Annotated in this window: 21 protein-coding genes; 3 read left to right on the forward strand and 18 right to left on the reverse strand. The window is 50.6% G+C overall.

The window, feature by feature from the left end:
- Nucleotides 1-21 precede the first annotated feature (21 nt).
- The 16 genes from F456_RS0112050 to F456_RS0112125 form a co-directional block, all read right to left on the reverse strand.
- Nucleotides 22-714 carry an MgtC/SapB family protein gene (locus F456_RS0112050; protein ID WP_018977288.1) on the reverse strand — a complete coding sequence of 231 codons (693 nt, stop codon included), beginning with the start codon at nt 712-714 and terminating at the stop codon, nt 22-24.
- 229 nt (nt 715-943) lie between these two features.
- Nucleotides 944-2,248 (reverse strand): DUF5050 domain-containing protein, encoded by a 1,305-nt coding sequence (locus tag F456_RS0112055; RefSeq protein ID WP_169577841.1) that lies wholly within the window; start codon nt 2,246-2,248, stop codon nt 944-946.
- A gap of 239 nt (nt 2,249-2,487) precedes the next feature.
- A complete protein-coding gene (locus tag F456_RS22485; RefSeq protein ID WP_018977290.1) occupies nt 2,488-3,159 on the reverse strand; it encodes a PepSY domain-containing protein in 672 nt (223 codons plus the stop codon).
- A gap of 160 nt (nt 3,160-3,319) precedes the next feature.
- The gene (locus tag F456_RS23635) at nt 3,320-4,291 is read right to left on the reverse strand and encodes a PepSY domain-containing protein (RefSeq protein WP_018977291.1); all 972 of its coding nucleotides are present in this window, start codon (nt 4,289-4,291) and stop codon (nt 3,320-3,322) included.
- Nucleotides 4,288-5,745 carry a HAMP domain-containing sensor histidine kinase gene (locus tag F456_RS0112070; protein WP_018977292.1) on the reverse strand — a complete coding sequence of 486 codons (1,458 nt, stop codon included), beginning with the start codon at nt 5,743-5,745 and terminating at the stop codon, nt 4,288-4,290. Before F456_RS0112070 ends, F456_RS23635 begins: the two co-directional genes overlap by 4 nt.
- Before the next feature lies 1 nt (nt 5,746).
- The gene (locus F456_RS0112075) at nt 5,747-6,457 is read right to left on the reverse strand and encodes a response regulator transcription factor (protein ID WP_018977293.1); all 711 of its coding nucleotides are present in this window, start codon (nt 6,455-6,457) and stop codon (nt 5,747-5,749) included.
- Nucleotides 6,458-6,685: 228 nt separating this feature from the next.
- On the reverse strand, nt 6,686-7,117 hold the full coding sequence (locus tag F456_RS0112080) for a DUF6526 family protein (RefSeq protein WP_018977294.1): 432 nt from the start codon (nt 7,115-7,117) through the stop codon (nt 6,686-6,688).
- Between the two features lie 99 nt (nt 7,118-7,216).
- The gene (locus tag F456_RS0112085; protein WP_018977295.1) at nt 7,217-8,446 is read right to left on the reverse strand and encodes a response regulator; all 1,230 of its coding nucleotides are present in this window, start codon (nt 8,444-8,446) and stop codon (nt 7,217-7,219) included.
- Nucleotides 8,443-10,356, reverse strand: coding sequence for a cache domain-containing sensor histidine kinase (locus F456_RS0112090; RefSeq protein WP_018977296.1), 1,914 nt, complete (start codon nt 10,354-10,356; stop codon nt 8,443-8,445). The genes F456_RS0112085 and F456_RS0112090 overlap by 4 nt, the downstream gene beginning before the upstream one ends.
- Complete coding sequence (locus F456_RS0112095; RefSeq protein ID WP_018977297.1) at nt 10,337-11,347, reverse strand: substrate-binding domain-containing protein; 1,011 nt, start codon at nt 11,345-11,347, stop codon at nt 10,337-10,339. Before F456_RS0112095 ends, F456_RS0112090 begins: the two co-directional genes overlap by 20 nt.
- A 214-nt stretch (nt 11,348-11,561) precedes the next feature.
- Complete coding sequence (gene mmsB, locus F456_RS0112100; RefSeq protein WP_018977298.1) at nt 11,562-12,725, reverse strand: multiple monosaccharide ABC transporter permease; 1,164 nt, start codon at nt 12,723-12,725, stop codon at nt 11,562-11,564.
- The gene (gene mmsA / locus F456_RS0112105) at nt 12,700-14,259 is read right to left on the reverse strand and encodes a multiple monosaccharide ABC transporter ATP-binding protein (protein WP_018977299.1); all 1,560 of its coding nucleotides are present in this window, start codon (nt 14,257-14,259) and stop codon (nt 12,700-12,702) included. The genes mmsB and mmsA overlap by 26 nt, the downstream gene beginning before the upstream one ends.
- Nucleotides 14,260-14,282: 23 nt before the next feature.
- Entirely contained in the window at nt 14,283-15,368 is a 1,086-nt protein-coding gene (chvE, locus tag F456_RS0112110) for a multiple monosaccharide ABC transporter substrate-binding protein (protein ID WP_018977300.1), read from the reverse strand.
- 215 nt (nt 15,369-15,583) lie between these two features.
- Nucleotides 15,584-16,966 carry a sodium-dependent transporter gene (locus F456_RS0112115; protein ID WP_018977301.1) on the reverse strand — a complete coding sequence of 461 codons (1,383 nt, stop codon included), beginning with the start codon at nt 16,964-16,966 and terminating at the stop codon, nt 15,584-15,586.
- 307 nt (nt 16,967-17,273) lie between these two features.
- A complete protein-coding gene (locus F456_RS0112120; RefSeq protein ID WP_018977302.1) occupies nt 17,274-17,792 on the reverse strand; it encodes a DUF4188 domain-containing protein in 519 nt (172 codons plus the stop codon).
- Between the two features lie 184 nt (nt 17,793-17,976).
- Nucleotides 17,977-18,612 (reverse strand): TetR/AcrR family transcriptional regulator, encoded by a 636-nt coding sequence (locus F456_RS0112125; protein WP_018977303.1) that lies wholly within the window; start codon nt 18,610-18,612, stop codon nt 17,977-17,979.
- Between the two features lie 223 nt (nt 18,613-18,835).
- Between F456_RS0112125 and F456_RS0112130 the strand changes: the two genes are divergently transcribed.
- Nucleotides 18,836-19,561 (forward strand): metallophosphoesterase, encoded by a 726-nt coding sequence (locus F456_RS0112130; RefSeq protein ID WP_018977304.1) that lies wholly within the window; start codon nt 18,836-18,838, stop codon nt 19,559-19,561.
- A gap of 156 nt (nt 19,562-19,717) precedes the next feature.
- Here the strand turns inward: F456_RS0112130 and F456_RS0112135 are convergent, their stop codons facing one another.
- Together F456_RS0112135 and F456_RS0112140 are read right to left on the reverse strand one after the other, a co-directional pair.
- Entirely contained in the window at nt 19,718-20,152 is a 435-nt protein-coding gene (locus F456_RS0112135) for a hypothetical protein (RefSeq protein ID WP_018977305.1), read from the reverse strand.
- A gap of 138 nt (nt 20,153-20,290) precedes the next feature.
- Nucleotides 20,291-20,557, reverse strand: coding sequence for a hypothetical protein (locus F456_RS0112140; protein WP_018977306.1), 267 nt, complete (start codon nt 20,555-20,557; stop codon nt 20,291-20,293).
- 234 nt (nt 20,558-20,791) lie between these two features.
- On the opposite strand from F456_RS0112140, the gene F456_RS0112145 reads away from it, so the two are divergent.
- Both F456_RS0112145 and F456_RS0112150 read left to right on the forward strand, forming a co-directional pair.
- Nucleotides 20,792-21,544, forward strand: coding sequence for a ZIP family metal transporter (locus tag F456_RS0112145; RefSeq protein ID WP_018977307.1), 753 nt, complete (start codon nt 20,792-20,794; stop codon nt 21,542-21,544).
- A 284-nt stretch (nt 21,545-21,828) separates the two neighbouring features.
- Nucleotides 21,829-22,338: an ArsR/SmtB family transcription factor gene (locus F456_RS0112150; RefSeq protein WP_018977308.1), complete on the forward strand. Its 510-nt coding sequence runs from the start codon at nt 21,829-21,831 to the stop codon at nt 22,336-22,338.

A 22,338-nucleotide genomic window follows, 5' to 3' on the forward strand; every position in this document is an offset into this window, starting at 1 on the left:
CTAAATGATTTCACTTCCAAATCATTTGACTTCTAAACTTTTGATTGGATTCTCTTCCTGCATTAGAGTCATCAATTCATTGACGGATTTTCCCTTCGGCAGACGGACGACCATATCGAGCAGCAGCCGGTTCCCTTCCTTTGCTTCACCCATATTGAAGTTAACGATAGTCAGCTCGTGCTTCTCCAGCACCTTCCTCAGTTCCTGTACGGCTTCGGGTACATTCTGGACCGTGACGACGAGACGTTGGGTAGAAGATATCCATTTCCCCTTTATATTGCTGTGCAGAACAAGCTGCGTTAAATAAATAATCAGCGTAACCGCAATACCGAGTATATAAAGTCCCGCACCAAGTGCCATTCCGACTCCGGCCGTTGCCCAGATTCCCGCTGCCGTAGTCAAGCCGTTAATGGTCTGCTTGCGCATAAAGATCATTCCTGCTCCCAGAAAACCTACCCCGCTTACGATTCCTGAAGCGACCTTTGTCGGATCGATCTGCACGCCGTCCCTTCCCTCAAGATCCATAAAGCCGTATTTGGAAACGATCATGATCAGCGCCGCACCTACCGCAACGATAAAATGCGTACGCGTTCCAGCTTCCTTGCGTCTGCTTTTGCGCTCATAACCGATCAATCCACCGCAGATTCCGGCCAGCAGCACTCTGAACAAATGCTCCAGTTCCATTGGCAGATTAATCATATCGATATATCCCATTTGTCTCCCCCTCTCTTCCGCAGAACCTTCTAATGACGCGGAAGCTTTGATCCTTTTTACCCAGAGTTTACGTAATCACGATCTTCTTTTTACACTTTTTTGGATTTCCCTTAAACCGATCCATATAAAAAAGAGACACTGCAGATACAGCGTCTCTTTTTATAAACACAGTTCTTTTTATAAATAGGGTTCTAGGAAAATGTAATTTTGAACACACGCTCATTCTCCCTTACTTCTTCGCGATCAGCACAATATCCGATACTTTCCCATTCGTCAGCTTAACGCTCTTGGTTCCGGCTTCATTCATCCAGTACAATCGGCCGCCGTCTGCTGCGTTCACATAGAAGATCCCTGCCACATCATCTTCATATTGGCACAGATCCCATTCGACGCCGACCATTTTTTTGAGAGTCAGCGATGCCGGGTTGAGTAAGTAAGCGCCGTTTTCGGCAAATACCATTGTTGAACGCACAGCACCCTGGTTTGTCAGGTTACGTACATATCCGACACTGTTTATAGAAAGCTTTTTCGTTTTGGTCACTTTCCCATTGGCTAGAGTGACCACGTAAGCGTTCCCTGCTGCATCGTTGAAAGCCAAGCTGCTTTTGCCTACATTTGCAATTTCGTATATGCCCGTGCTGTGCAGTTTCGTTATTTTTCCTGTCGCCGCGCTGATCACATAACCTTGACCTTGGGTATAGTCGTAATCGCCGTTGGAATCGAGCCGAATGCCTTTATTAAAAGCGTAATAACCGTTAGCCCATCCGCCGGAATATACGGCGTTGGCATCGATGGGAGCCTTGGCGTTCAACGCTTTTGCCGTCCCGCCTTTTTTCGGCAGCGAGTACAGCACCATGCAGTCTTTCGAATATATCTGCTCCTGCGGACCTGTGTTGACCATCAGGTATAAGCGAGTGCTGTCCGTACGGGCGTAATACGAATGGTCCAGGGCACCTTTAGCGATCCACTGTACCGATCCCGTGCCGTCGATTTTTTTGGAAGCCACCCAAGTTGTACGGCCGTCTTTCAGAGCATTGAAGTAAATCCGATTCTCTACAATCTTGAAAGCCGGGAAATTCGGATCGGCCATCTCAGTGATCTTAATTCCATCAGTCAGCTTCACTGCCTTGGTCGACGCTGCATAAAGGACCCCGGAATCGTCCATGGCATAGACCGTACTTCCTTTGGTATCGAAATGAATAATGCGCTTGCCTTTGCCGAAATTGGAAGGTTTTGCACCGGAATCCGTCAGCGACAGCCGAAGCAGAGTCGTCGAATTCTCGTCGTACATGTAATACATGTAGCTGCCGGCCGCTTTCAATTCCTCACCGTCGAAGTTCTGACGCAGAAGCTGCGAAGCACCTCCGTCAGTGCCGACCCGGTATAGATTTCTGTCCGATATATAGTAAACATCCGCCTTCTGCGAAGCCGCTGCGTTTGTCGAAGGTGCAGCTGCAGCCGATCCCGCAGCAACCAGCAGTGCGGTCATTGCAGAAAGTGCGAATCTTTGGGCCCATTTCCATCCTTTTGTCATTCCGTATTCCCTCTTTCTTCTATCGTGAGTTTCCGCTTGCATATGCAATATTTCTTCCATATGCTCGCTCTCCTCATGTTATTAGCTTACCATGTCGAGGTCTACAAAAAACAGGGAAATACGAGAATTCAATAAAAAGACCAGCCCAAGGCTGGTCTTCGAAGCTATCGTGAAAGTCCTATTTGCTCCGGATGCTAAAGCTTTACTTTGGATCAGACATTCATGTATTCTCGCTTCGATCAGTCGTCGTCTTGATCATCCTCATAGTCATTGTCGTCATTGTCGTCGTTGTCGCCGTTATCGTCGAAGTCTTCCTCGTACGACAGCACTTTGCCGGTTGCCGCATCAACTTCGACATCCGCTTCGCCTTTGGCCGTCTTGACTTCAATTTCGTAAATATAACGTCCATTGTCCTTGTCGAGGTCGATATCCGTAACCTTGCCGCCGCCGGCTTGATCCACTGCAATTTCACCCGCCTGAGCCGAAGTAATCTTCACTGCCGACGACACAGTGGATTTCTGCTTGCCGCTCCGTGCCTGATCCCCGTCGTCGTCATTATCATCGTTCACAACTTTCAAAATGGAAGCCGTGTACGCGTCGACCCAAACGTCTACGTCGCTGCCTTGGGTCCGATCAATTTCGACTTTGTAATAGCTCTTTCCGTTTTTGGTCTTCAGCTCGATATCATCCACTATGCCCTTCTGGGCTTTGAGCGCAGCTTCCTTGGCTTGTTCCGGCGAGATCATTGCAGCTTTGGACACATTTTGAGTCTGTACACCCGCTGTACCTGCCGACAAGTTCGCCTGATTAGAGACAGATCCGCTCGTTCCAGTCCCGTTTGCCAGTGCTGCCGTACCTCCAAGCGTTAATGCGGCTGCTACCGCGCCAATCATCAATTTGCGTTTTACCATGTTCATTCTCCTCCTCTGGGTTCTCTACGGTTTTGCAGAGCCTTCCGCCCCGCTACATGTATAGATTAACCCCGCAATCTGAGAACCCGAAGAGAGCTTCATTAGAATTTGATGAGAAAACGAATAGGGTTCGTTCATCATGTCGGGACACTTGGCGAAATTAAGAATCGTCGCTGTCGCTGTCGCCGTCTTCTTCGTCGTCTTTATCATCTTGATCATCGCCGCTATCTTCGTCATCAATATTGTTACTTTTGTCGTCTTTGTTATCGTCTTCATTCCAGGTAGTCGACAGCACAGTGCCTGAAACCGCATTAATCTGCACCGCGGCTTCTCGTCCATTCGCCAATTCAACTTCAACCAGGTAGTACGCTTGTCCATCATCTTGGGTGCGCAGGTCTGCATCACTGTCTTCGATTGTGGAGCCTGTATTTGCCAGCGATTGTTCCGCAATCCGCTGCGCTTCCTGCTCGGTAAGCAGCCTTGCAGGTTCGTCCGATCGACCTGGCTGCTTATCTCCAGCTGCGGAACTACCAGATGGCGGCTTAGGCTGTTGGATTACAGGTTCCTTGTCCGGTTCGCTTGGAGAATCTGAAGGAGATTCAGGATTGGGTGCGGCTTCGCCGCCTTCGACAGCTGCCGGTTGAGACACTTTTTCCGATAAAATGTCTCCGCTGTATGCGTCGATTTCCACGATCAAGCGGCGGCCCTGCGCATCCGTCAGTTCGGCTGCATAGATAGGACGGCTTCCGTCTGCCGGAGTTTGCAATTCGAGCTTCTGAATTTCCGTATCGGATTGCCGACTCTCCAGCTCTTCCTTCACCTGCATGCGATCCAGAATCTCGGGAATCTGTTCCGTCGTCTCCAGTCTTCGAATAGATTCGATTCGTCCGTCCGAGGCGGAAAGTGCCACCGTATATAAGCCTGCTTCGGTACGCAGCAGCATGTTGTAATGTCCGTCCTCCAATTCGGCAGACTCTACTTGTCCGCTGTAGCGTGTCAGCAGCTGCTGCTTCGCCTGCTCCTGCGTCAGGGCGGAGGATGTCTCGTCCCAGGGACTCCATAGAATCAGCGCTGCTGCAGCTGCTGACGCGACCGCTGCAGCGGCTGCTGTTCTGCCCGTTATACGTTTCATTCTTCCTCCTCCTTCCGCTGTTCGAGGCGTCCATCATGACGTGCACTTCGGCGTAGAAGTCCATATCGCCCGGCTTCCTTCTCGGAAACCCGCGGCGGTATGCCTTCTGGAGCGAAAGTTAGCGTTACTGTCGTTCCTCTGCCGACTTCGCTGTCGATCCTGATTGCAATATTCAGCACATCGGCAATATCTTTCGCCAGCGACAGGCCCAGACCCGAACCTCCGGTCTGGCGGGTCCGGGAAGAATCAACGCGATAGAAACGGTCGAATACTTTCGGCAGCTCGGCTTCCGGAATACCGACTCCGCGGTCCTTCACACGAATGACAGCAGGCAGCCCTTTTCCTCCGAGTGTTTCCACCTCAATTTTTTCCTCGCTGTATTTGCGCGCATTATCCAACAGGATAAAAAGCAGCTGACGAACTTTAGCTTCATCGGTTGTCACCGTCACAAATTCTGCCGATTCCACCTCAACTTTGCGTCCATATGCCTTCGAGATTACAGAAGCGGATTCGCGTACACACTTGGCCAAATCCGCTTCCGTCAGCTGCAGAGTGTCCGCTTCCGGACGCCGAGCCGACTGCAGCAGCCGCTCGGTCAGCTCTCTCATTCGCACCGATTCGGACAAAATTGCATCTACCGCCTCGTCGAACACCTCCGGACGTTCGCGTCCTCGGCGGCGAAGCAGATTGGCGTAACTCTCAATAATAGTGAGCGGTGTCTTCAGCTCGTGCGACGCATCCGAAACAAAGCGCTCCTGGCGTTCGAAATTCGTTTCCAACAGCGCAATCATTTCATTGAAAGTCCGTTCCATCTCGGCCAGTTCATCGCCCGGCTTCTGACCCGTCTCGATCTGTCGAAACGTACCGCTCTGCCGAATATCGCTCATAGTACCCGTAAGCGCCGAGATCGGCCTGATAATCCGGTTGGCCAGAACGCCGCTGGCCAGAATGGCTGGAACCATAGCGAGCAGAGCGACCAGAGCCAGTACAGTGCGCAGTACGGCCAGCCTTCCTTCCGTATCGGCAATGCTTCGGCTGATCTGCACACTCCGTACCTCGCCATCCGACCAAATGACGGGAACCGACACGCGGATATATCCGTGACCTCCTCCGCTTAGATGTTCATTATTCAGATCTTCCCGATATTCATAAGCTTCCGTAATAAAAGGATCGCCGTCACCGTTAGTAACTGCAGGAAGACTTGTGCCGTCCGGCCTTACGACTCTGAGCATTCCATCCGCCGGCACATAGGCGCGCAGCAGATCGTCCGGCGCGATCTCGGAAGCCGAGCTTGCGACTCGATCGGCAATGAGCAGCGCTTCCGCTTCGATTCGCCGAGTCTCGTCGCCGATCGCCATACGTCCAAACAGCATATAGACCGATATGCAGACCGCAGTCAGCAGGATGGCAAACAGCACCGAAGTATACAGATAGATTTTGCTTTTCAATCGCATTTCAAGAAGACTCCTTCAATACATAACCAACACCTCGAACCGTATGGATAAGCTCAGGTTGTTCTTCGCTGTCGATCTTTCGGCGTACATAACGGATATATACGTCGACCACGTTCGTATCGCCAGCGTAATCATATCCCCATACCTCCCGGATAATCTGTTCCCGACCCAGTACCTGCCGCTTATTGCGCAGAAGGAAGACAAGCAGGTCGAACTCCCTCGGCGTGAGATCGATGCGGCGTTCTCCCCGTAAGACTTCGCGGGTCTGTTCGTTCAGCCTCAAATTACCGGCGCTCAGCACCTGTTCCATCAGTTCTTCTTGAGCACGAACTCGAGCGCCAGCAGCCATGCGAACACGCAGTGACGAGCGGATCCGTGCCAGAAGCTCCTCGATCTCGAACGGCTTGGTCACATAATCGCTTGCCCCAAGATCCAATCCCGATACTTTATCTTCAATAGAGTCTTTCGCCGTCAGCAGAATGACCGGCGTCAGCGGATCGGCGGCCCGAATTCTGCGCAGTACCTCGATACCGCTGAGTCCAGGCAGCATGACGTCAAGCAAAATCAGGTCCCAGCTTCCTTCCCTGTATTTTTCAAGCCCTTCGGTCCCCGAAACCGCCCGTCCTGTTTGATAACCTTCATAACCCAACTCAATCTCCAGCAGCCGGGCAATTTTTTCTTCGTCTTCGACAATCAGTATCCTTCCGTTCAACCGTGCCACTCCTTTTTACGGGCCGCTTGTTCCATACTTTGGGCGACTTCCGTTCCATTCGTTTTCCTCATATTCTAAGCGATGCTCTGATAGTCCGCCAGAAGCGATTGTGCCGCCGGATCATTTCAGCGCAAAAAAAGAGAAGTGCATATTTCCGCACTCCTCTTGATCAGCTTTATCCACAGCCAAACTGGCTGTTCCAATCCTCATCACTTCTTAGGCTTGTCTTCAAATTCTCATCGTGTCCGGACGAAACTTTCGAATCGAAGAACGGATACGTTTGGCGTCCCAATTCTCGTCAGCTGCGCGGGTACACAGTGCAGGGAACTCTTTGTCGCTCGCATTGCGCAGAGCAATGATCTGTGCAGGGGTTAAGCGGCTGTCCAGTTCACGACCGGTTAACCGATAATAGCGAAAACTTTCTTCGGCCCGCACGATCCGGTCCTGAGTCTTCGTCGCATATACCCGGATGATCGTCACGGCCAGAAACAAGCACAGAGCCAGCCCCATTAATACCCAGGCGGGCAGCGGTTCTTCTCCTTCACGCGAAGTCCGTACCAGATTGACGATTGAAGCGATCAGTACTGCGATTGACAGAGGCAGCGTGACGAAATGATAAGGCCAATCAAAGCGCAGATTTAACTTTTTCGACGGTTTCATCCGAGTCCCCCCTTCTTCCCTCTGCTATGAAGCCGGTTATTCGCCCGGCTGCTAAGCTCTATTACACCGTTCGGCATATCGACAACCATGATCCGTTTTCTAGACGCCGGCTGGACGATCAGAGAAGGCCGCTCCTTTGCGATACTGGTTGGGAGAGACACCCATCACTTTTTTGAATGCGGTACTGAAGTAATGCTGACTGTCGTAACCGGTCTGTTCTGCAATTTCGTAAATGGACAAATCGGTCGCGTTCAGCAGCTGAATCGCTTTGCGAATTCGCATATGAGTCAGCAGCGCCACGAACGAATCGCCCAGTTCTCTTTTCAAAACACGGCTTAGATAGACAGGCGAAACCTGCAGGCTGCGGGCGAACGTTTCCAATGTCAAATCCGGATCGCTGTAGTAATCCTGAATATGCTGCCGGGCTCTGCGCACGAGAGGAGACAGCTGGGTTTCCCGATATATCGATTCCCGGCATTTCTTGTAAATGTCAGGCAGACAGCCCCAGCCTTCGGAAATCTTTTCGATATGCGCGTTAACCGCGATTTTGAGAAACTGCCTCACATTACGCTCAATCTGCGATGTGATTCCTTCCTCGGCTTCATCCCACAGCAGCAGCAGAATAAGTTCCGAAGTATCCCGAAACAGCATGCTGCGTCTGCCCTCTGCCAATTCAGATACAATGTTCTCGACTGCAAACAGATACAGCTGCCGGTCGCTTTCCCGGATGCCCGGCTGTGCAGCATCGATTTCCGGCCAACGTACAGCGCAGAGCTGAATCAGATTGTCTGTCGGGAGCTCCAGAAATTTCAGTCGATCTTCGATTTCTTCCGGACTCAGCAGTCCATCGATCCATTCCTGACCGAAGCGGGCTTTCAGAAGCGGAATATTTTTCTGAATCTGTTCGGAAGCCAGCTTCAAGTATTCGTGCTGCTTAAACTGACTGTCCAAATTTTCTTTCACCTTAGCCAATACTTGATGCAGATGCTCGGAGTTCACGGGCTTCAAAATGTAATCCTCTACGCCCAACCGAATTCCTTCCTGGGCATACGCAAATTCATCATGCCCTGTAATGATAATAAATCGGCAGTCCGGAAGCCGTTCCCGCAGCTTCTTCATCAGCTCGATTCCATTGACAAACGGCATATTCATATCGACAAGCGCAAGCTGAATTTCCAGCTCAAGCGCCAGTTCCAGTGCTTCCTCGCCGTCTTCGGCCTCCCCGACCACTTCCATGCCGAGCTCTGTCCAATTTACGGATTCCCGAAGACCTTCCCGGATAATCGGCTCGTCATCCGCAATCAGCACCTTATACAGCGGCTCTCTCATTTCTTCTCCTCCTCTTTGGCAGCCATAGCGGAATACTGCGTCAGCAGCGGATGGCACACTTCGACTTTCGTTCCTTCTCCTTCGATACTGTCGATCTTTAAGCCATATCGCTCCCCAAAAGCAAGTCGGAGTCTCGCCTGCACGTTCAGCATGCCATAGCTTCTGACGCTTGTTTCTGCCCCGGCTCCCTGGCGTTCGATCGCGTCCAGCGGGTTTTCCAATTTCCTGCGCAGCTCGGCCAGACGTTTTTCGTCCATACCTGCGCCATTGTCGATTACGCTGAGCACCAGACAATCTTCTCTTACAGCCACGTCAATCGTGATCGTTCCCGGACCTCTCCGCGCCTTGATCCCGTGATAGATGGCGTTCTCCACAAGCGGCTGCAGCAGCAGCTTCAACACATGGAATTCGGCGGCTTCCGCATCGATTCGCATGTCGACTGTTAAGCGTCCCTGATAACGGGTTTTCTGGATTCGCACATAGCTGCGGATATGTTCGATCTCGTCCGTCAGCGGAATAATGTCTCCTCCTTTACTGAGGCCGATACGGAACAGCTTCGACAAAGACTCCACCATCTCCGAGACCTCATCCGCTCCTTTTTTGCGGGCCATCCAGTGAATCGTATCCAATGTATTGTACAAAAAATGCGGCTTGATGTTGTCCTGCAGACTTCTCAGCTCGGCTTCCCGCTTCTGCCGCTCTTTACGTTCATTCAGACGAATCAGGTGACGAATCTCGACCAACATTCGATTAAAGCTTCGCCCCAGCATCCCGATCTCGTCACTTCGGCTGCCTTCGTATCGCACGGATAGATCGCCCGATTCCGTCTGCCGCATGAAGGCCATCAATTGGGCGATCGGATTGGAGATGGAACGCGACAGCAGAAGAGAAGCCGTGAGGGCGGATAGACAGACGAGAAAGAGGAAGCAGATCACGTAAAAATGAATCTGCCGAGCTTCGAATACCGATTCGTGAGTCAGAAACACACCTACCGTCTTCCAGCCTGTAAACGGCGAAGCCGCATAGATCAGCTGAAGCTCGCGGCCGTCGACCTTACGTGTGACTGCCCCCGATTCTTCGTTGTCAAACCATTCGGCAGGCAGTTTGCGTGTGTAAGGCTCATCCGGCACATAAATTTCTCGCCCGTCCCGGTCCAATACCATCAGATAACCTGTGCGGCCCAGCTTGACGTCACGCGCCGATTTCGAAATGGTCCACAGCTTGAGATCGATCAGCACAACTCCAATCGCACGGCCGTTATTCGGATCCATTACGGCGCGGACAACCGTTACCACTTCGTCATCCTGATAATGAACATGGGACGTCAACTGCCGACCGGATGGCTGTCCCAGAATAGTAAACAGACCTTCATTGTCGACAGCAGCCTCATACCAAGCTTCATGTGTCAGATCGGCCGTTTCGTTCGCATACATCTCGTTGCTGACATATTGTCCGTTCGCTCCGACTACCAGAATCCCAGCAATTTCAGGATACAGCGTCGTGAAATCTTGAAGGTACTGCTTAATCTCATACGATTCCTGATCCGACAGTGTCCCGCTGCCGGTCATGAGCGATCGGACCCGATTGTCGAAACCGATTAGGTAAGTCGTATTCTGCAAATTTTCCATGTCATTATCCAACGCTTGATTGACCTTGCCGATCAGTTGGATCGTATGGTCGACAGCCTGCTGCTCAAGCACGCGGCTTACTGTCCAGTTGACCAAATAACCAAGTCCGATCGACGGAAGCAGACTGACCAGCAGAAACAAAATCATTAATTGATAACGAAGCTGCAGACGGTTCAGACGAAAACGGTTGGAAAGCTTCTTTATTCGATTTGTTTGATTTGTTTGATTAGTTTGATTTGTCCGAACTTCTGATTCCGAAGTTTCATTTCGCATAATAATCATCCACATTTTCCGGTGTTACAATCGAGATCCCCGTATCAACCTCTACTGGAACAGGCGACACGACTCCTGAAGCGGCAGGCGACGGAATAGTCAGATCATGATGCAGATGGAAGAGATATTGAAGCGACCAGTATCCCATATTCCATGTTCCCTGGGCAATCGAGGCCGAGATATTCCCCTCCTTGATTCTGTCGAGCGTATCTTTGTTCGTATCGAAAGCAACGACATGCAGCTGTTCGGTTCTGCCCAGCTCCTTGGCGGCTTCCGCTGCCCCTGCTCCGCCAACCGCTTCCGTTACGAATACTCCGGCAAGATCCGGTTCTTTTTCCAGCAGAGAGCGGGTCAGATCTTTGGCTACCATGGCATCGCCTTTGTCATCTTCTACAGCTACAACCTGCATATCGGGGTAGGCCCGATCAATTGTTTCCTGAAACCCCCGGGTGCGCTCTTCGTGGTTCTGCTGAGAATACAAAGTGATAACGGCAACTTTGCCTTTCCCGCCTACAAGCTGCCCCATTTTCCTGGCCGCTGCGGCTCCCGCTTCGTAGTTGTCTGTTCCGAGAAACGAATAAGCGCGGCTTCCCGGAGCGTCGGAATCAAACAGTACGACGGGAATACCTGCGTCTACCGCTTTGTCGATCGTTCCTGCCAACGAAGCGGGATCGATCGCGGAAATCGCGATGCCTGCCGGCTTTTTAGCAATGATTTGTTCCAATACGGTAATCTGCTCTCTTGTGTCGTAACGGGTTGCTCCCCGATATTCGATTGAGACGTTCAACGTTTCCGCCGCATCTTCAAATCCTTTCAAGCAGCTTTTCCAATATTCGATCCCTGATAAAAAGGTAACCATCACATAATTCTCACCGAGCTCACCGCGAAGACGTTCCGAATGGAAAGGGTCTTCTTCGTTCGCTCCGGTCTGGTAATGCTGAACGGCATAGACGAGAAAAGCGCCGATCAGCAGGACATAGAGCAAAATTATTTTTTTCACAACTGCTTTCCTCCTTAGAGCGGTGACAATGAAACAGTAACATGGGCAGCAAACGCCGCCTTCTCAATCGCGCTTCCGCTTATTCCCCCTCTAAATGTACAAAAAACACGCAGAGAAAAAAAGAGCGGAGAGCAGCAGGCGCAAAGAAAGCCGTACCCTTCCGCATAGTTGGATCATGCGACGGATACGGCTTTCTTGATGAAACATTCGGTAATTATGCGGATCTCTTGTTTTTGTTGTAGATATCGAAGGCTACAGCGAGCAGCAGGACAAGACCTTTGATTCCCTGCTGCCAGTCGATACCGAGACCGATCAGCGACATCCCGTTGTTGAGCACACCCATAACAAGACCGCCGATAATGGCGCCGAATACGGTACCGATGCCGCCGGCAGCGGAAGCTCCGCCGATGAAGCAGGCTGCGATAGCATCAAGTTCAAAGTTGGTACCGGCTCTAGGCGTTGCCGCATTCAGACGAGCCGCGAAGATCAGGCCGCTGACCGCTGCAAGCACGCCCATGTTGACGAATACCCAGAACGTAACTTTTTTCGTTTTGACGCCGGACAATCCAGCTGCCTTCTCATTGCCGCCCAATGCATAAATGTGACGGCCCATAATCGTTTTGTTCATGACGAAAGAGTACGCGAGAATCAGTACGAGCAGCAGAACAAGAATGTTCGGAATACCTGCATAACTGGCCAGCATGAAGGTGAACAGGTTCAAAATAACCGCAACCAATACCAGCTTAAGTACGAATAATGTAGAAGAAGTCACTTCAAAGTTGTATTTGAGCTGTTCGCGGCGTCCGCGCAGCTCGTTAAGTACGTACAGCACAGTAAATGCGATACCTGCCAGAATGGCGATCATATTCGTAGCTGTGTTGGCCAGATCCGGTACAAATCCGGCACTGATCTGAGTGAATCCTCCAGGGAATGGAGAGATGGACTGCCCTTCCAGTACGATCATGGTCAATCCCCGGAACAGCAGCATGCCTGCAAGGGTAACAATAAACGCCGGAATCTTTACGTAGGCAATCCAGAAGCCCTGCCAAGCACCGATCAGACCTCCGACAACCAGGGAAGCAATAACCGCGATCCAAGCCGGCAGACCCCAGTCAACCATCATAACCGCGGAAATCGCGCCGACAAACGCAGCGATTGAGCCGACTGACAGATCGATATGACCGGTAATGATAACCAGCACCATTCCGATTGCCAGGACGAGAATATAACTGTTCTGCAAAATAAGATTCGTAATATTAATTGGTTTGACCAGCAATCCGCCCGTCAATACAGTAAACAGAATCATGATCGCTATAAGAGCGATGATCATGCCGTACTGCCGGACATTGCTTTTAAACAGTTTGCTTATCGCTTCCATCCTTAACCCCTCCAGTTTTGGTCATGTATTTCATCAGCGTCTCTTGGGAAGCCTGCTCACGGTTTACTTCTCCCGTGATTTGTCCAGCGTTCATCACGTAGATGCGATCGCTCAGTCCGATGACTTCCGGCAGTTCCGAAGAGATCACGAGAATCGCCTTGCCCTGCGCAGCCAGCTGATGAATGATTGTATAGATCTCGTACTTGGCTCCCACGTCGATTCCGCGCGTTGGTTCATCGAGAATCAGAATGTCCGGCTCCGAAAAAATCCATTTGCCGAGTACAACTTTCTGCTGATTGCCCCCGCTTAGGTTGCCTGTCTGCTGCAGAATGCTTGGGGATTTGATATTCATCCGTTTGCGCATATCTTCCGCTACAAGCACTTCTTCATGTTCGTTTACGACCGCCCGCTTGGTAATCTTTCCGATGCCGGTCAGCGAAATATTGCGCTTGATATCGTCCATCAGAATCAGTCCGTACTCTTTGCGATCCTCTGTCACATAAGCAAATCCGTTGTCGATCGCCTGACTGATCGTATTGTTGCGAATTTCCTTGCCGTCCTTGATCAGGGTGCCGCTAATATTCCGTCCGTAAGCTTTGCCGAAAATGCTCATGGCAAGCTCTGTGCGGCCCGCCCCCATCAATCCGGCAATGCCTACGATTTCCCCATGCCGAAGATTGATATTGATCCCATCGAGCACTTTGCGATCTGCGTGATGTTCGTGATAGACGGTCCAATCCCGCACTTCAAGCGCAACGTCGCCGATCTGCGGATGCCGCTCCGGGAAGCGATGGGTCATATCACGTCCTACCATGCCGCTAATGATTCGGTCTTCCGTCACTTCGTCGCGATGCATATCCAGCGTCTCGATCGTCTGACCGTCCCGCAAAATCGTAATCGAATCCGAGACTTTCGACACTTCATTCAGCTTGTGGGAAATCAGGATGCAGGTAATGCCCTGGCGTTTGAATTCCAGCATCAGCTGCAGCAGGTTCTCGCTGTCGTTTTCATTCAACGCCGCGGTCGGTTCGTCCAAAATGAGCAGCTTTACTTTTTTGGAGAGCGCTTTCGCAATTTCGACCAACTGCTGCTTGCCGACGCCGATATTGGTCACCCGCGTATTCGGATTTTCGCTCAGTCCGACTTTTTTCAGCAGTTCATTCGTCTTGACGATCGTTTCGTTCCAATCGATTACGCCTTTGCGGGCTCTCTCATTACCAAGAAAAATATTTTCCGCGATCGACAGCTCCGGGATCAGCGCCAATTCCTGGTGAATAATAACGATCCCTTTTTGCTCGCTTTCTTTGATATCCCGAAATTGGCAGGTCTGTCCATCGAACAAAATATCGCCTTCATAGCTGCCGAACGGATAGACGCCGCTCAATACTTTCATCAGCGTCGACTTGCCCGCACCGTTCTCTCCGCAGAGGGAATGGATCTCGCCCCGGCGCACCTTGATGTTCACGTTGTTCAGCGCTTTGACGCCGGGAAACGTCTTGACGATTCCCCGCATTTCTAAAAGGTATTCCGACATGACTCTCCTCTCCCTTCGCCGTTTTATTTAAGACCGATTTCGTCTTTTGTGTAGTAACCCTGATCTACGATTTCCTGCTGTACATTGTTTTTGTCGACCGAGACAGGATCAAGCAGATAAGCCGGAACGACTTTGATGCCGTTATCATAAGATTCCGTATCGTTGACTTCGGCTTCTTCGCCCCTTAGTACGCTTTCAACCATCGAAACAGTCTGTTCGGCCAGCTTGCGGGTATCTTTGAACACGGTTTGTGTCTGTTCACCGGCTACAATCGACTTGATCGAAGCGAGTTCCGCGTCCTGACCCGTAATGACCGGAAGCGGTCTGGTAGACGAACCGTACCCGATCCCTTTGAGCGAGGACAAGATTCCGATACTGATACCGTCATACGGCGACAGAACAGCGTCAAGATTCTCACTGGAGTAATAAGCACTTAGCAGATTATCCATTCGCGATTGTGCAAGTGCTCCATCCCAGCGCAGTGTTGCGATCTGCGCCATCGTCGTCTGATTGCTTCGCACGACCAGATCGCCGGAGTCGATATACGGCTGCAGAACCGACATAGCCCCGTCATAGAAGAAATAGGCGTTGTTATCGTCCGGCGAGCCGCCGAACAGCTCAATGTTGAACGGACCTTTGCCTTCTTTAAGACCAAGCGCCTGCTCGATATAAGAAGCCTGCAGTACGCCAACCTTAAAGTTATCGAATGTTGCGTAATAACCGGTATGAGGCGTGTTGCGAATCAGTCGGTCATAAGCAATGACTTCAATCCCACGGTCATGGGCTTTGCCGATGACATCGGTCAGCGTGTTGCCGTCTACCGCTGCAATCACGATAACGTCGACACCTTTCGTAATCATGTTCTCGATCTGCGAAATCTGATTTTCCACTACGTCTTCCGCATATTGAAGATCTGTCTTATAGCCTTTTTCCTGGAACAAACGCGCCATATTTTGACCATCCGCTACCCAGCGTTCCGACGATTTGGTCGGCATAGCCAGCCCGACATATCCCTTCTCCGCGCTCCCTGCGCTGCTCTCTGCAAGATTACAGCCCGTCACGGCGAGCATTAACAGGATGGCCAGCAGAAGCGCCGCATATCTTTTCATTCCGAGTCCTCCCCGTCTTCCGTTATAGATAGCGCTTTCAAGTTATTCGCGCTACCTTGTTTTTTTGTCGAACTCAGCATAACACCGCTTTCAATAGGGGGTCTTTATACGAAACCGCATCTTTTTTATAAAAATCGGACTTTCCTGCTTGATCTCTCTTGCTCATACGAAAAAAGGCGCTCCGCATACGCGGAACGCCTTAAAGTTGGCTGCAATCATTTGAAATCGAGCAGTCCGATCGAATGAAGGAAGATCAGGATGATCAGCAGCGGACACACATAACGCAGCAGGAACATCCAAGCCCGATAGAGCCCTCCCGTAAGACCTGCTTCTTCACCGGCACGCTTCCAGGCATATCCCGTGAACAGCGTAATAATCAAGCCGCCGATCGGCATCAGGATATATGAAGTCGAAAAATCGAACAGGTCGAAAATTGTTTTGCCGAACAGGTAGAAGCTGCTCAGCGGGCCGCTCGTTCCTTCCACCGACAGCGCCGACGGCACGCCGAGCAGGAAAGCGAGTGACGCCATAATGATTGCTGTCTTTTTCCGGCTCCAGTTCCACTGCTCTCTTGCATAGGCAACCGGCACTTCGAGAATCGATACGGCAGAGGTCAGCGCCGCAATGGCGAGCAGCAGGAAGAACAATCCGCCGAACAGGAAGCCCAGCGGCATTTGTGCAAAAGCGGCCGGAAGCGCAATAAACGCAAGACCGACACCGCTTGCCGGCTCCATACCAAACGCGAATACGGTCGGGAAGATGACCAGACCCGCGACAAAAGCGTACAGCAGGTCACCGAATCCGATCGCCAGCGCCGCCTTGCCGAGCGACTGACTCTTCTGTACATAAGAACCATAAGTCAGCATACAGCCCATACCCAGAGACAACGAGAAGAACGCGTGTCCAAGCGCAATCAATACCGATTCCTCACTCAATTTGGAGAAATCTGGTCTCAAGAAAAATTCCACGCCTTCCATCGCGCCAGGCAGAGTCAGCGCACGGACCATTAGAATCAGCAGAATGATCATGAAGCCGGGAATCAATATCTTGTTGAATTTCTCAATACCGCTGGATACGCCTCTCGCGATAACGAACCCAGTGATCGTCATGATGACCGCACTCCAGAATACCGGCATATAGCCGCCCGCGAATCCGAGAAACGCCGCCGCATAATCCGTTCCAGAATCCGACAGGGCTCCAGCGAACGACTGAATCATATAATGTACTGTCCAGCCTGCTACTACGCTGTAGTACGACATAATCAGGAATGCCGTAATGATCGAGATCAGACCGAACCATTTCCAATGCTTTTTGTTTGTGAGATTGAAGAGCGATGCGGAAGCATTGCCGCGTCCTCCGCGCCCGATCGTCATTTCCGCCAGCAGGATCGGAAGACCAACAATGACCAGACAGAGAATAAACAGCAGGAAAAAGGCCGCCCCGCCGTGCGCTCCTGTAATATAAGGGAATTTCCACATGTTGCCGAGCCCGACAGAACTGCCGATCGCCGCCAAGATGAATCCGCCTTTGGAAAAGCCGACTCCTCCTTCACCGGGTCTTTCACCACTGCTTCCCGCCTTTTTGTCTAAACCTTTCATACGCCAACCTCTCTTCACTCGATTTCTATAATTCGGATTTTTATTTCCTCATGTTAGCGAATCGACATCGGGTTGTCCACAGTTTTTATTTTCCATAGTCAATAGCAAAACGAAAATATAACAATATCGATTCCTTCTTTTTGAAGGAACGTAAGCTTGATTTCAATCTTTTTGATAAACCATAAAGAAGGGAGCGCGAAGTTGAATCAGGCAGCGCTAAGAACAAAGCAAAAAGGAGCGGAAAGTTTTCCGCTCCTTTTTCTTTCAAATTGAAGTAGACAGTTTGTAATTAGGGAACAGGGATCGCTTATTCTTCTGCAGCTCTGCCTGCTTCTGTTCTGCCGCCTGCTGCACTGCCAAGCCCTGCCCGCTCGCGCGACGTTTCGCGTCCTGCACCAACCGGATGCAGACTGCCGGCAAGTCCAAGTCCCATCGCCGGCATATTGACATAAATCGACTCGCAAGCTCCGCTCTCTACCAAGTAGGTCTCGTGATAAATTCCGACCGCTTCGCCGGCTCTTGCCTTGCGATTGAAATCTTTCCAGGCTTTCAGATGGTTTGCCCCGCCCCGTGCATACTGCTCCAGCTGATCATACGAGCGCCAGTACTGTACGATCGAGACTCCTCTTCCCGACATAAAATACATCGCATCGAGAAAACCCAACTCCTTATTTGCGTACAGCTCCTTAAGCATAGGACCCATAGCCTGAAGAACCGGCAGCCATTGGCGCACCGCCAACCACTTATTGATACGAACCCCAATAATAAATACGACAAATGGACCTTCAATCTCCGCCGCCATACGACCTGGTATTACTTTCCCCATTCTTGTCGCCTCCTCGAAACATGTCTTCAAATTTGAAGAAATACTGTAGGATCGGTACGCAAACTCATCGTTTTTTGAAAAAGGAGCTGCTTCGACGTTCAAGCCCAGTTTGGTTCTCAATAAAGCGGCCCAGCGTTAGAGATAAAGTCTGAAGTCGATTGGCAGTTTCCGCATATGCTGCAGTTCAGTCTTTTTCCAAGCGACTCAGATGCAGTTCATAGAAACCTTGGATATCGCGGGAAGCGTATAATCTTGCTGTCAAAAAAGCTCCGTAAAATACGGTCGACAACAGCTTGACGGCGTCATCTACCGCAAGACTTGGATCAAGCGTTCCGTCCTGCTCCGCTTCCTTCATACAGCGGTGAAATAAAAAAGGCAGTACAGGCGTCTCGCTTCCCTGTTCTTCATTTCCGGAAAACAGCAGATGAACCTCAGCTTCACTGAGCTCCGGCATGAGCGGATGCATGTCTTTCTCTGCCAAAAAAGCAATCAGACTCGGCATAACGCCAGGCACGATCTCGTTCCATTCCGCCACGCTGTTCAGCAGATGACGGATTCCGTTAAACCCTCTCTTACCGGCCTCGTCAATTTCCAATATGCGATTAGTCAGCCAAACACGCATAAAATAGACCAGCAGCGCCTCCTTTTGCGGAAAACACTTGAAAAATGTTACTTTCGAAACTTCCGCTTTCCGGCAAATTTCATCCACCATAATTTCGCTAAATTTGCGTTCCTTCATCAATGACAGTCCCGCTTCATAGAGAGCAATCTTCGTTCTTGCTTTTTTGACCTCTCGCAGCGAGTAAGAACTTTTCTCCAACCTTGCTCTTCCTTTCCACATCGAAAAATTAACTTAACTCTTATTCATTAGTTTACTCAAGTTAATCTAATATGCAAGACTTTTATTTCTGTTTTGAATTTTTATTATTGCTGCTGCAGTATACGGCAATTAAAATAAAAAGACTGCAAAGATCGTTGTATGGCTTTGCCACTGCCATTGCAGGCACTTGTTTGGATCAACAACGAAAGCGAGGCTGCATAGTATGCCAAAAAGAACACTGGCGATCAGCGACATTCATGGCGAACTCGATTTGCTGGATCGCCTGTTGGATCATATCGAATATGATCCGGTATCCGACCAGCTCGTTCTGCTTGGAGATTACGTCGATCGGGGACCCAAATCCATGCAGACGCTGGAGCGAGTAATCGAACTTCGTGCCAAAGGTGCCATTGCGCTAATGGGCAATCATGAAGATCTGATGCTTCGTGCTCTAGTAAGCGGGGGCGAAGAGGATTGGAAACGCTGGGTCGTCCGCAATGGGGGCTGTGCCACGCTCCAAAGCTATGGCTTCTCCGATCATGAACTGCGTATTGAAACGGGCGAAGCCTATAAGCGTCCGGCATTGAAATCCGCAGCGCTGGAACGACACCTGGACTTCGTTCGCAGCTTAGATCGTTATTATGAAACGGATGATTGCCTGTATGTCCACGCCGGCATCCAACCCGGCCGGACCGCTGCCCAATCCGATCCGATGGAACTTCTCTGGATTCGCGAGGAATTCCATCGGGGTTACGACGGCACCAAGACGGTCGTATTCGGGCATACCCCAACCCGGAGCCTGCACCGTGATCCCGATAATGACGGCATCTATTACGGAGCCAACCGGATTATCGGGATTGATGGCGGTGCAGCGTTCGGCGGCCAACTGAATGCAATCGACATGCAAAGCGGTAAAGTTTTTTACGTTAAGGCCGATCTACTGCATTAAATACAAAAAGAGAAACAGAACAAGGGCAAAGCATTTCTCCTCGCTCCTTACACATCAAAAACCCTCTCCGCCAATAAAGGCAGAGAGGGTTTAAACATGTCAAGTTTGATAAACGATCTACTGACAAACGATCTACTGACAAACGATCTATTCGAACTAAAACTCCCGCGGCTGACTAGGCTGTACATCCGGCGGATTCACCGGTTGGATCTCGGGCATATGACCCGGCTGAATGTCCGGTGGATTCATTGGCTGGATCTCGGGCATATGTCCGGGCTGGACACCGGGAATTTCACCCGGTGTGACTTCAGGCCGATTCGGCTGAACACCGGGCATATCATCAGGATCAAATTCCGGCGTTTGACCAGGTTGTACGCCCGGCGGCTCAGCAGGAATGATCTCCGGTTCTCTGGTGGGCTCTACGCCCGGTGGCTCGTTCGGCGTTATTTCCGGAGAAGTTCCCGGAACGAAGCCCGGCGGCTCCTCCGGCTGAATTTCCGGCTCAGAAGCCTGCTGCATACTTGACGGTGCTGGAGCGTTAGACGCGCGAACAATATAGTAATCTCCATGCTCACCAATATCCTGTCTCATTGTGTCAGCCTCCCTGTTTATCGAAATGGCATTTCCTGAAATCAGCATTCGGTGATCTGCAAATGGAAAGTCTTTTCAATTGACAAATCTTATAAAAAGTCCTGCAAGGCTTATTACCCGTTTGCATTCCTCACGCACTTACCATTCATGCCAAACTCCAGGGCCATCGACCTGAACGATCGATTTTTTTTGCGTGCGACCGTGGTTGAAGCTCATCGTACGCAGCTCATAGCCCGGAGTCTCGAGCGGCAGCAGCTTTTTCCATTTCGATACGGGATGAGTCGGCTTGCCTGGACGTGACATATCGACGAGAACCAAGTCTTTGTGCAGCATATTTAAGCATTGTCCCAATGTCAACGAAGATGGAGTCGGGATGTCGGAAGGAAATTCTGGTTGGATACTCATGATGATTTCTCCTTTATTTATAAAATGAAACTGACGAACAGTTAATCTGTCTACCATGGTAATACAGACCTAAATTATACCATTCAATAACAAAAATTACGAAAGAAACCGATACGTTTGCTCTTAAAGCTGACGGGTTAATGAACGTTCAGGAAGACCCATTGTGTAAATTTAGACACAGCGCCAAAAAAGGAAAATTGGTCAAGGAGGAAAATTGGTCGAGGAGGAAAGATTATGTGGAATGCCTTGATGTGGGGCGCAATCTCCGCTTCCGCCGTAGTATTAGGCGCATTAGCGGCTTTGTTTTTGAATATTAAGAAAAGGTACATCGGCTGGATCATGGCTTTTGGCGTCGGTACACTGATCGGAGCGGCGGCTTTTGAATTGCTCGGCGACGCTCTGGAAGACGGCGGACTAATGGCGACCGCGATCGGCTTTGCCGCCGGCTCACTCGTTTATACCGTCTTCGACCTACTGATCTCCCGGCGCGGCGGATCAAACCGTAAGCGCTCGGGCAAAGACACTTCAGGCTCGCAGGCAGCTGGCGAAGCGGACCAAAGCGGCCTCGGCATTTTTGCCGGAACCGTAATGGACGCTATTCCGGAGTCGATCATGCTGGGAGCAAGCTTACTTGCCGGCAAGGGGGTCAGCGTAGTTCTTGTTGTATCAATCTTCGTCAGCAACATTCCGGAAGGATTATCGAGCACAGTCGGATTGCAGAAAAACAATTACTCGCGCGGTAAAATTTTCGTGATGTGGGGTTCCGTCCTGCTGGTCTCGGCTCTCGCTTCGATGGGCGGTTATCTGTTCCTCGAGCAGCTGCCCCTCGAAATGAAAGCGGCGATCGGCGCTTTTGCCGGCGGAGGCATTATCGCGATGCTCTGCTCCACTATGATGCCCGAAGCATTCGAAGAAGGCGGACCGCTTGTCGGCTTCATCGCTTCCATGGGACTGCTGACCGCAATCCTGCTTGATACGCTCTCATAAGATAACGAGAGGCGTTCAAGCTTGCTTGATCCGTTCTCGGTTGTACGTTATATTACTGTCACTCTGCCTTTCCTCCGGGAAAGGTTTTTTCTTTCCACAAATTCAGATACTCAAGGTAAGTGTACATTTCAGAACTCATTCGGTTTACTTTTTTCAAAAATGATGATACCATTCATTTCATCAATCTGGAATCCAGATCGTTTTGATTCCAGATTGATTTGAATCCAGATTGATTTGTTTATAGATCATTTCTCAAAATTTAAACAGAAGCGGGGGGAACAGTTATGACTTCAGGTCAGGAACCTAGCAACAAAGTTCTGATTATCAATGAAAAACAGAATAAGCTCCTGCAGAGCGCCCTGCGTATCAAGATTATGCACGCACTGTCCAAGGAAGCGATGACGTCGAAGCAGGTTGCCGATCTGCTGCGCAAAACGCCGGGAAACGTCCATTATCATATTCAGCGGCTGTACGAAGGCGGACTGCTTGAATTGACGGATACCCGTAACGTTGCCGGCATCGTAGAGAAGTATTATTTTGCTACAGCATCGCAGTTTCATTTCCCCGGATCTGCCGAGGGTGAAGCTTGGGAAAAAGACGATGAGGCTTGGACGGGAGGCGGTTCTTTTTCCGAGTATCATGCCACTCGCCTCGACCTGTCCGAGGAGGAAGCCGTGCAGTTTTCCGAGGAGCTAAAATCCTTGTTTGATAAATGGGAACGCAATACGGTAGGCGGGCAGGAATACGGCGTCACCGTTCGTCTTGGACGAATCGATGAAAGAGAGGGCGGCTGA

Origin of the sequence: Saccharibacillus kuerlensis DSM 22868, assembly GCF_000378145.1 — a bacterium.
GTDB classification, from domain to species: Bacteria; Bacillota; Bacilli; order Paenibacillales; family Paenibacillaceae; genus Saccharibacillus; species Saccharibacillus kuerlensis.

Bases quoted from the DNA above. Each gene is read 5' to 3' on its own strand.
- F456_RS0112050 (WP_018977288.1), bottom strand. From the start codon at position 714: ATGGGATATATCGATATGATTAATCTGCCAATGGAACTGGAGCATTTG.
- F456_RS0112055 (WP_169577841.1), bottom strand. From the start codon at position 2,248: ATGACAAAAGGATGGAAATGGGCCCAAAGATTCGCACTTTCTGCAATG.
- F456_RS22485 (WP_018977290.1), bottom strand. From the start codon at position 3,159: ATGGTAAAACGCAAATTGATGATTGGCGCGGTAGCAGCCGCATTAACG.
- F456_RS23635 (WP_018977291.1), bottom strand. From the start codon at position 4,291: ATGAAACGTATAACGGGCAGAACAGCAGCCGCTGCAGCGGTCGCGTCA.
- F456_RS0112070 (WP_018977292.1), bottom strand. From the start codon at position 5,745: ATGCGATTGAAAAGCAAAATCTATCTGTATACTTCGGTGCTGTTTGCC.
- F456_RS0112080 (WP_018977294.1), bottom strand. From the start codon at position 7,117: ATGAAACCGTCGAAAAAGTTAAATCTGCGCTTTGATTGGCCTTATCAT.
- F456_RS0112085 (WP_018977295.1), bottom strand. From the start codon at position 8,446: ATGAGAGAGCCGCTGTATAAGGTGCTGATTGCGGATGACGAGCCGATT.
- F456_RS0112090 (WP_018977296.1), bottom strand. From the start codon at position 10,356: ATGATTATTATGCGAAATGAAACTTCGGAATCAGAAGTTCGGACAAAT.
- mmsB (WP_018977298.1), bottom strand. From the start codon at position 12,725: ATGGAAGCGATAAGCAAACTGTTTAAAAGCAATGTCCGGCAGTACGGC.
- mmsA (WP_018977299.1), bottom strand. From the start codon at position 14,259: ATGTCGGAATACCTTTTAGAAATGCGGGGAATCGTCAAGACGTTTCCC.
- chvE (WP_018977300.1), bottom strand. From the start codon at position 15,368: ATGAAAAGATATGCGGCGCTTCTGCTGGCCATCCTGTTAATGCTCGCC.
- F456_RS0112115 (WP_018977301.1), bottom strand. From the start codon at position 16,966: ATGAAAGGTTTAGACAAAAAGGCGGGAAGCAGTGGTGAAAGACCCGGT.
- F456_RS0112120 (WP_018977302.1), bottom strand. From the start codon at position 17,792: ATGGGGAAAGTAATACCAGGTCGTATGGCGGCGGAGATTGAAGGTCCA.
- F456_RS0112130 (WP_018977304.1), top strand. From the start codon at position 18,836: ATGCCAAAAAGAACACTGGCGATCAGCGACATTCATGGCGAACTCGAT.
- F456_RS0112135 (WP_018977305.1), bottom strand. From the start codon at position 20,152: ATGAGACAGGATATTGGTGAGCATGGAGATTACTATATTGTTCGCGCG.
- F456_RS0112140 (WP_018977306.1), bottom strand. From the start codon at position 20,557: ATGAGTATCCAACCAGAATTTCCTTCCGACATCCCGACTCCATCTTCG.
- F456_RS0112145 (WP_018977307.1), top strand. From the start codon at position 20,792: ATGTGGAATGCCTTGATGTGGGGCGCAATCTCCGCTTCCGCCGTAGTA.
- F456_RS0112150 (WP_018977308.1), top strand. From the start codon at position 21,829: ATGACTTCAGGTCAGGAACCTAGCAACAAAGTTCTGATTATCAATGAA.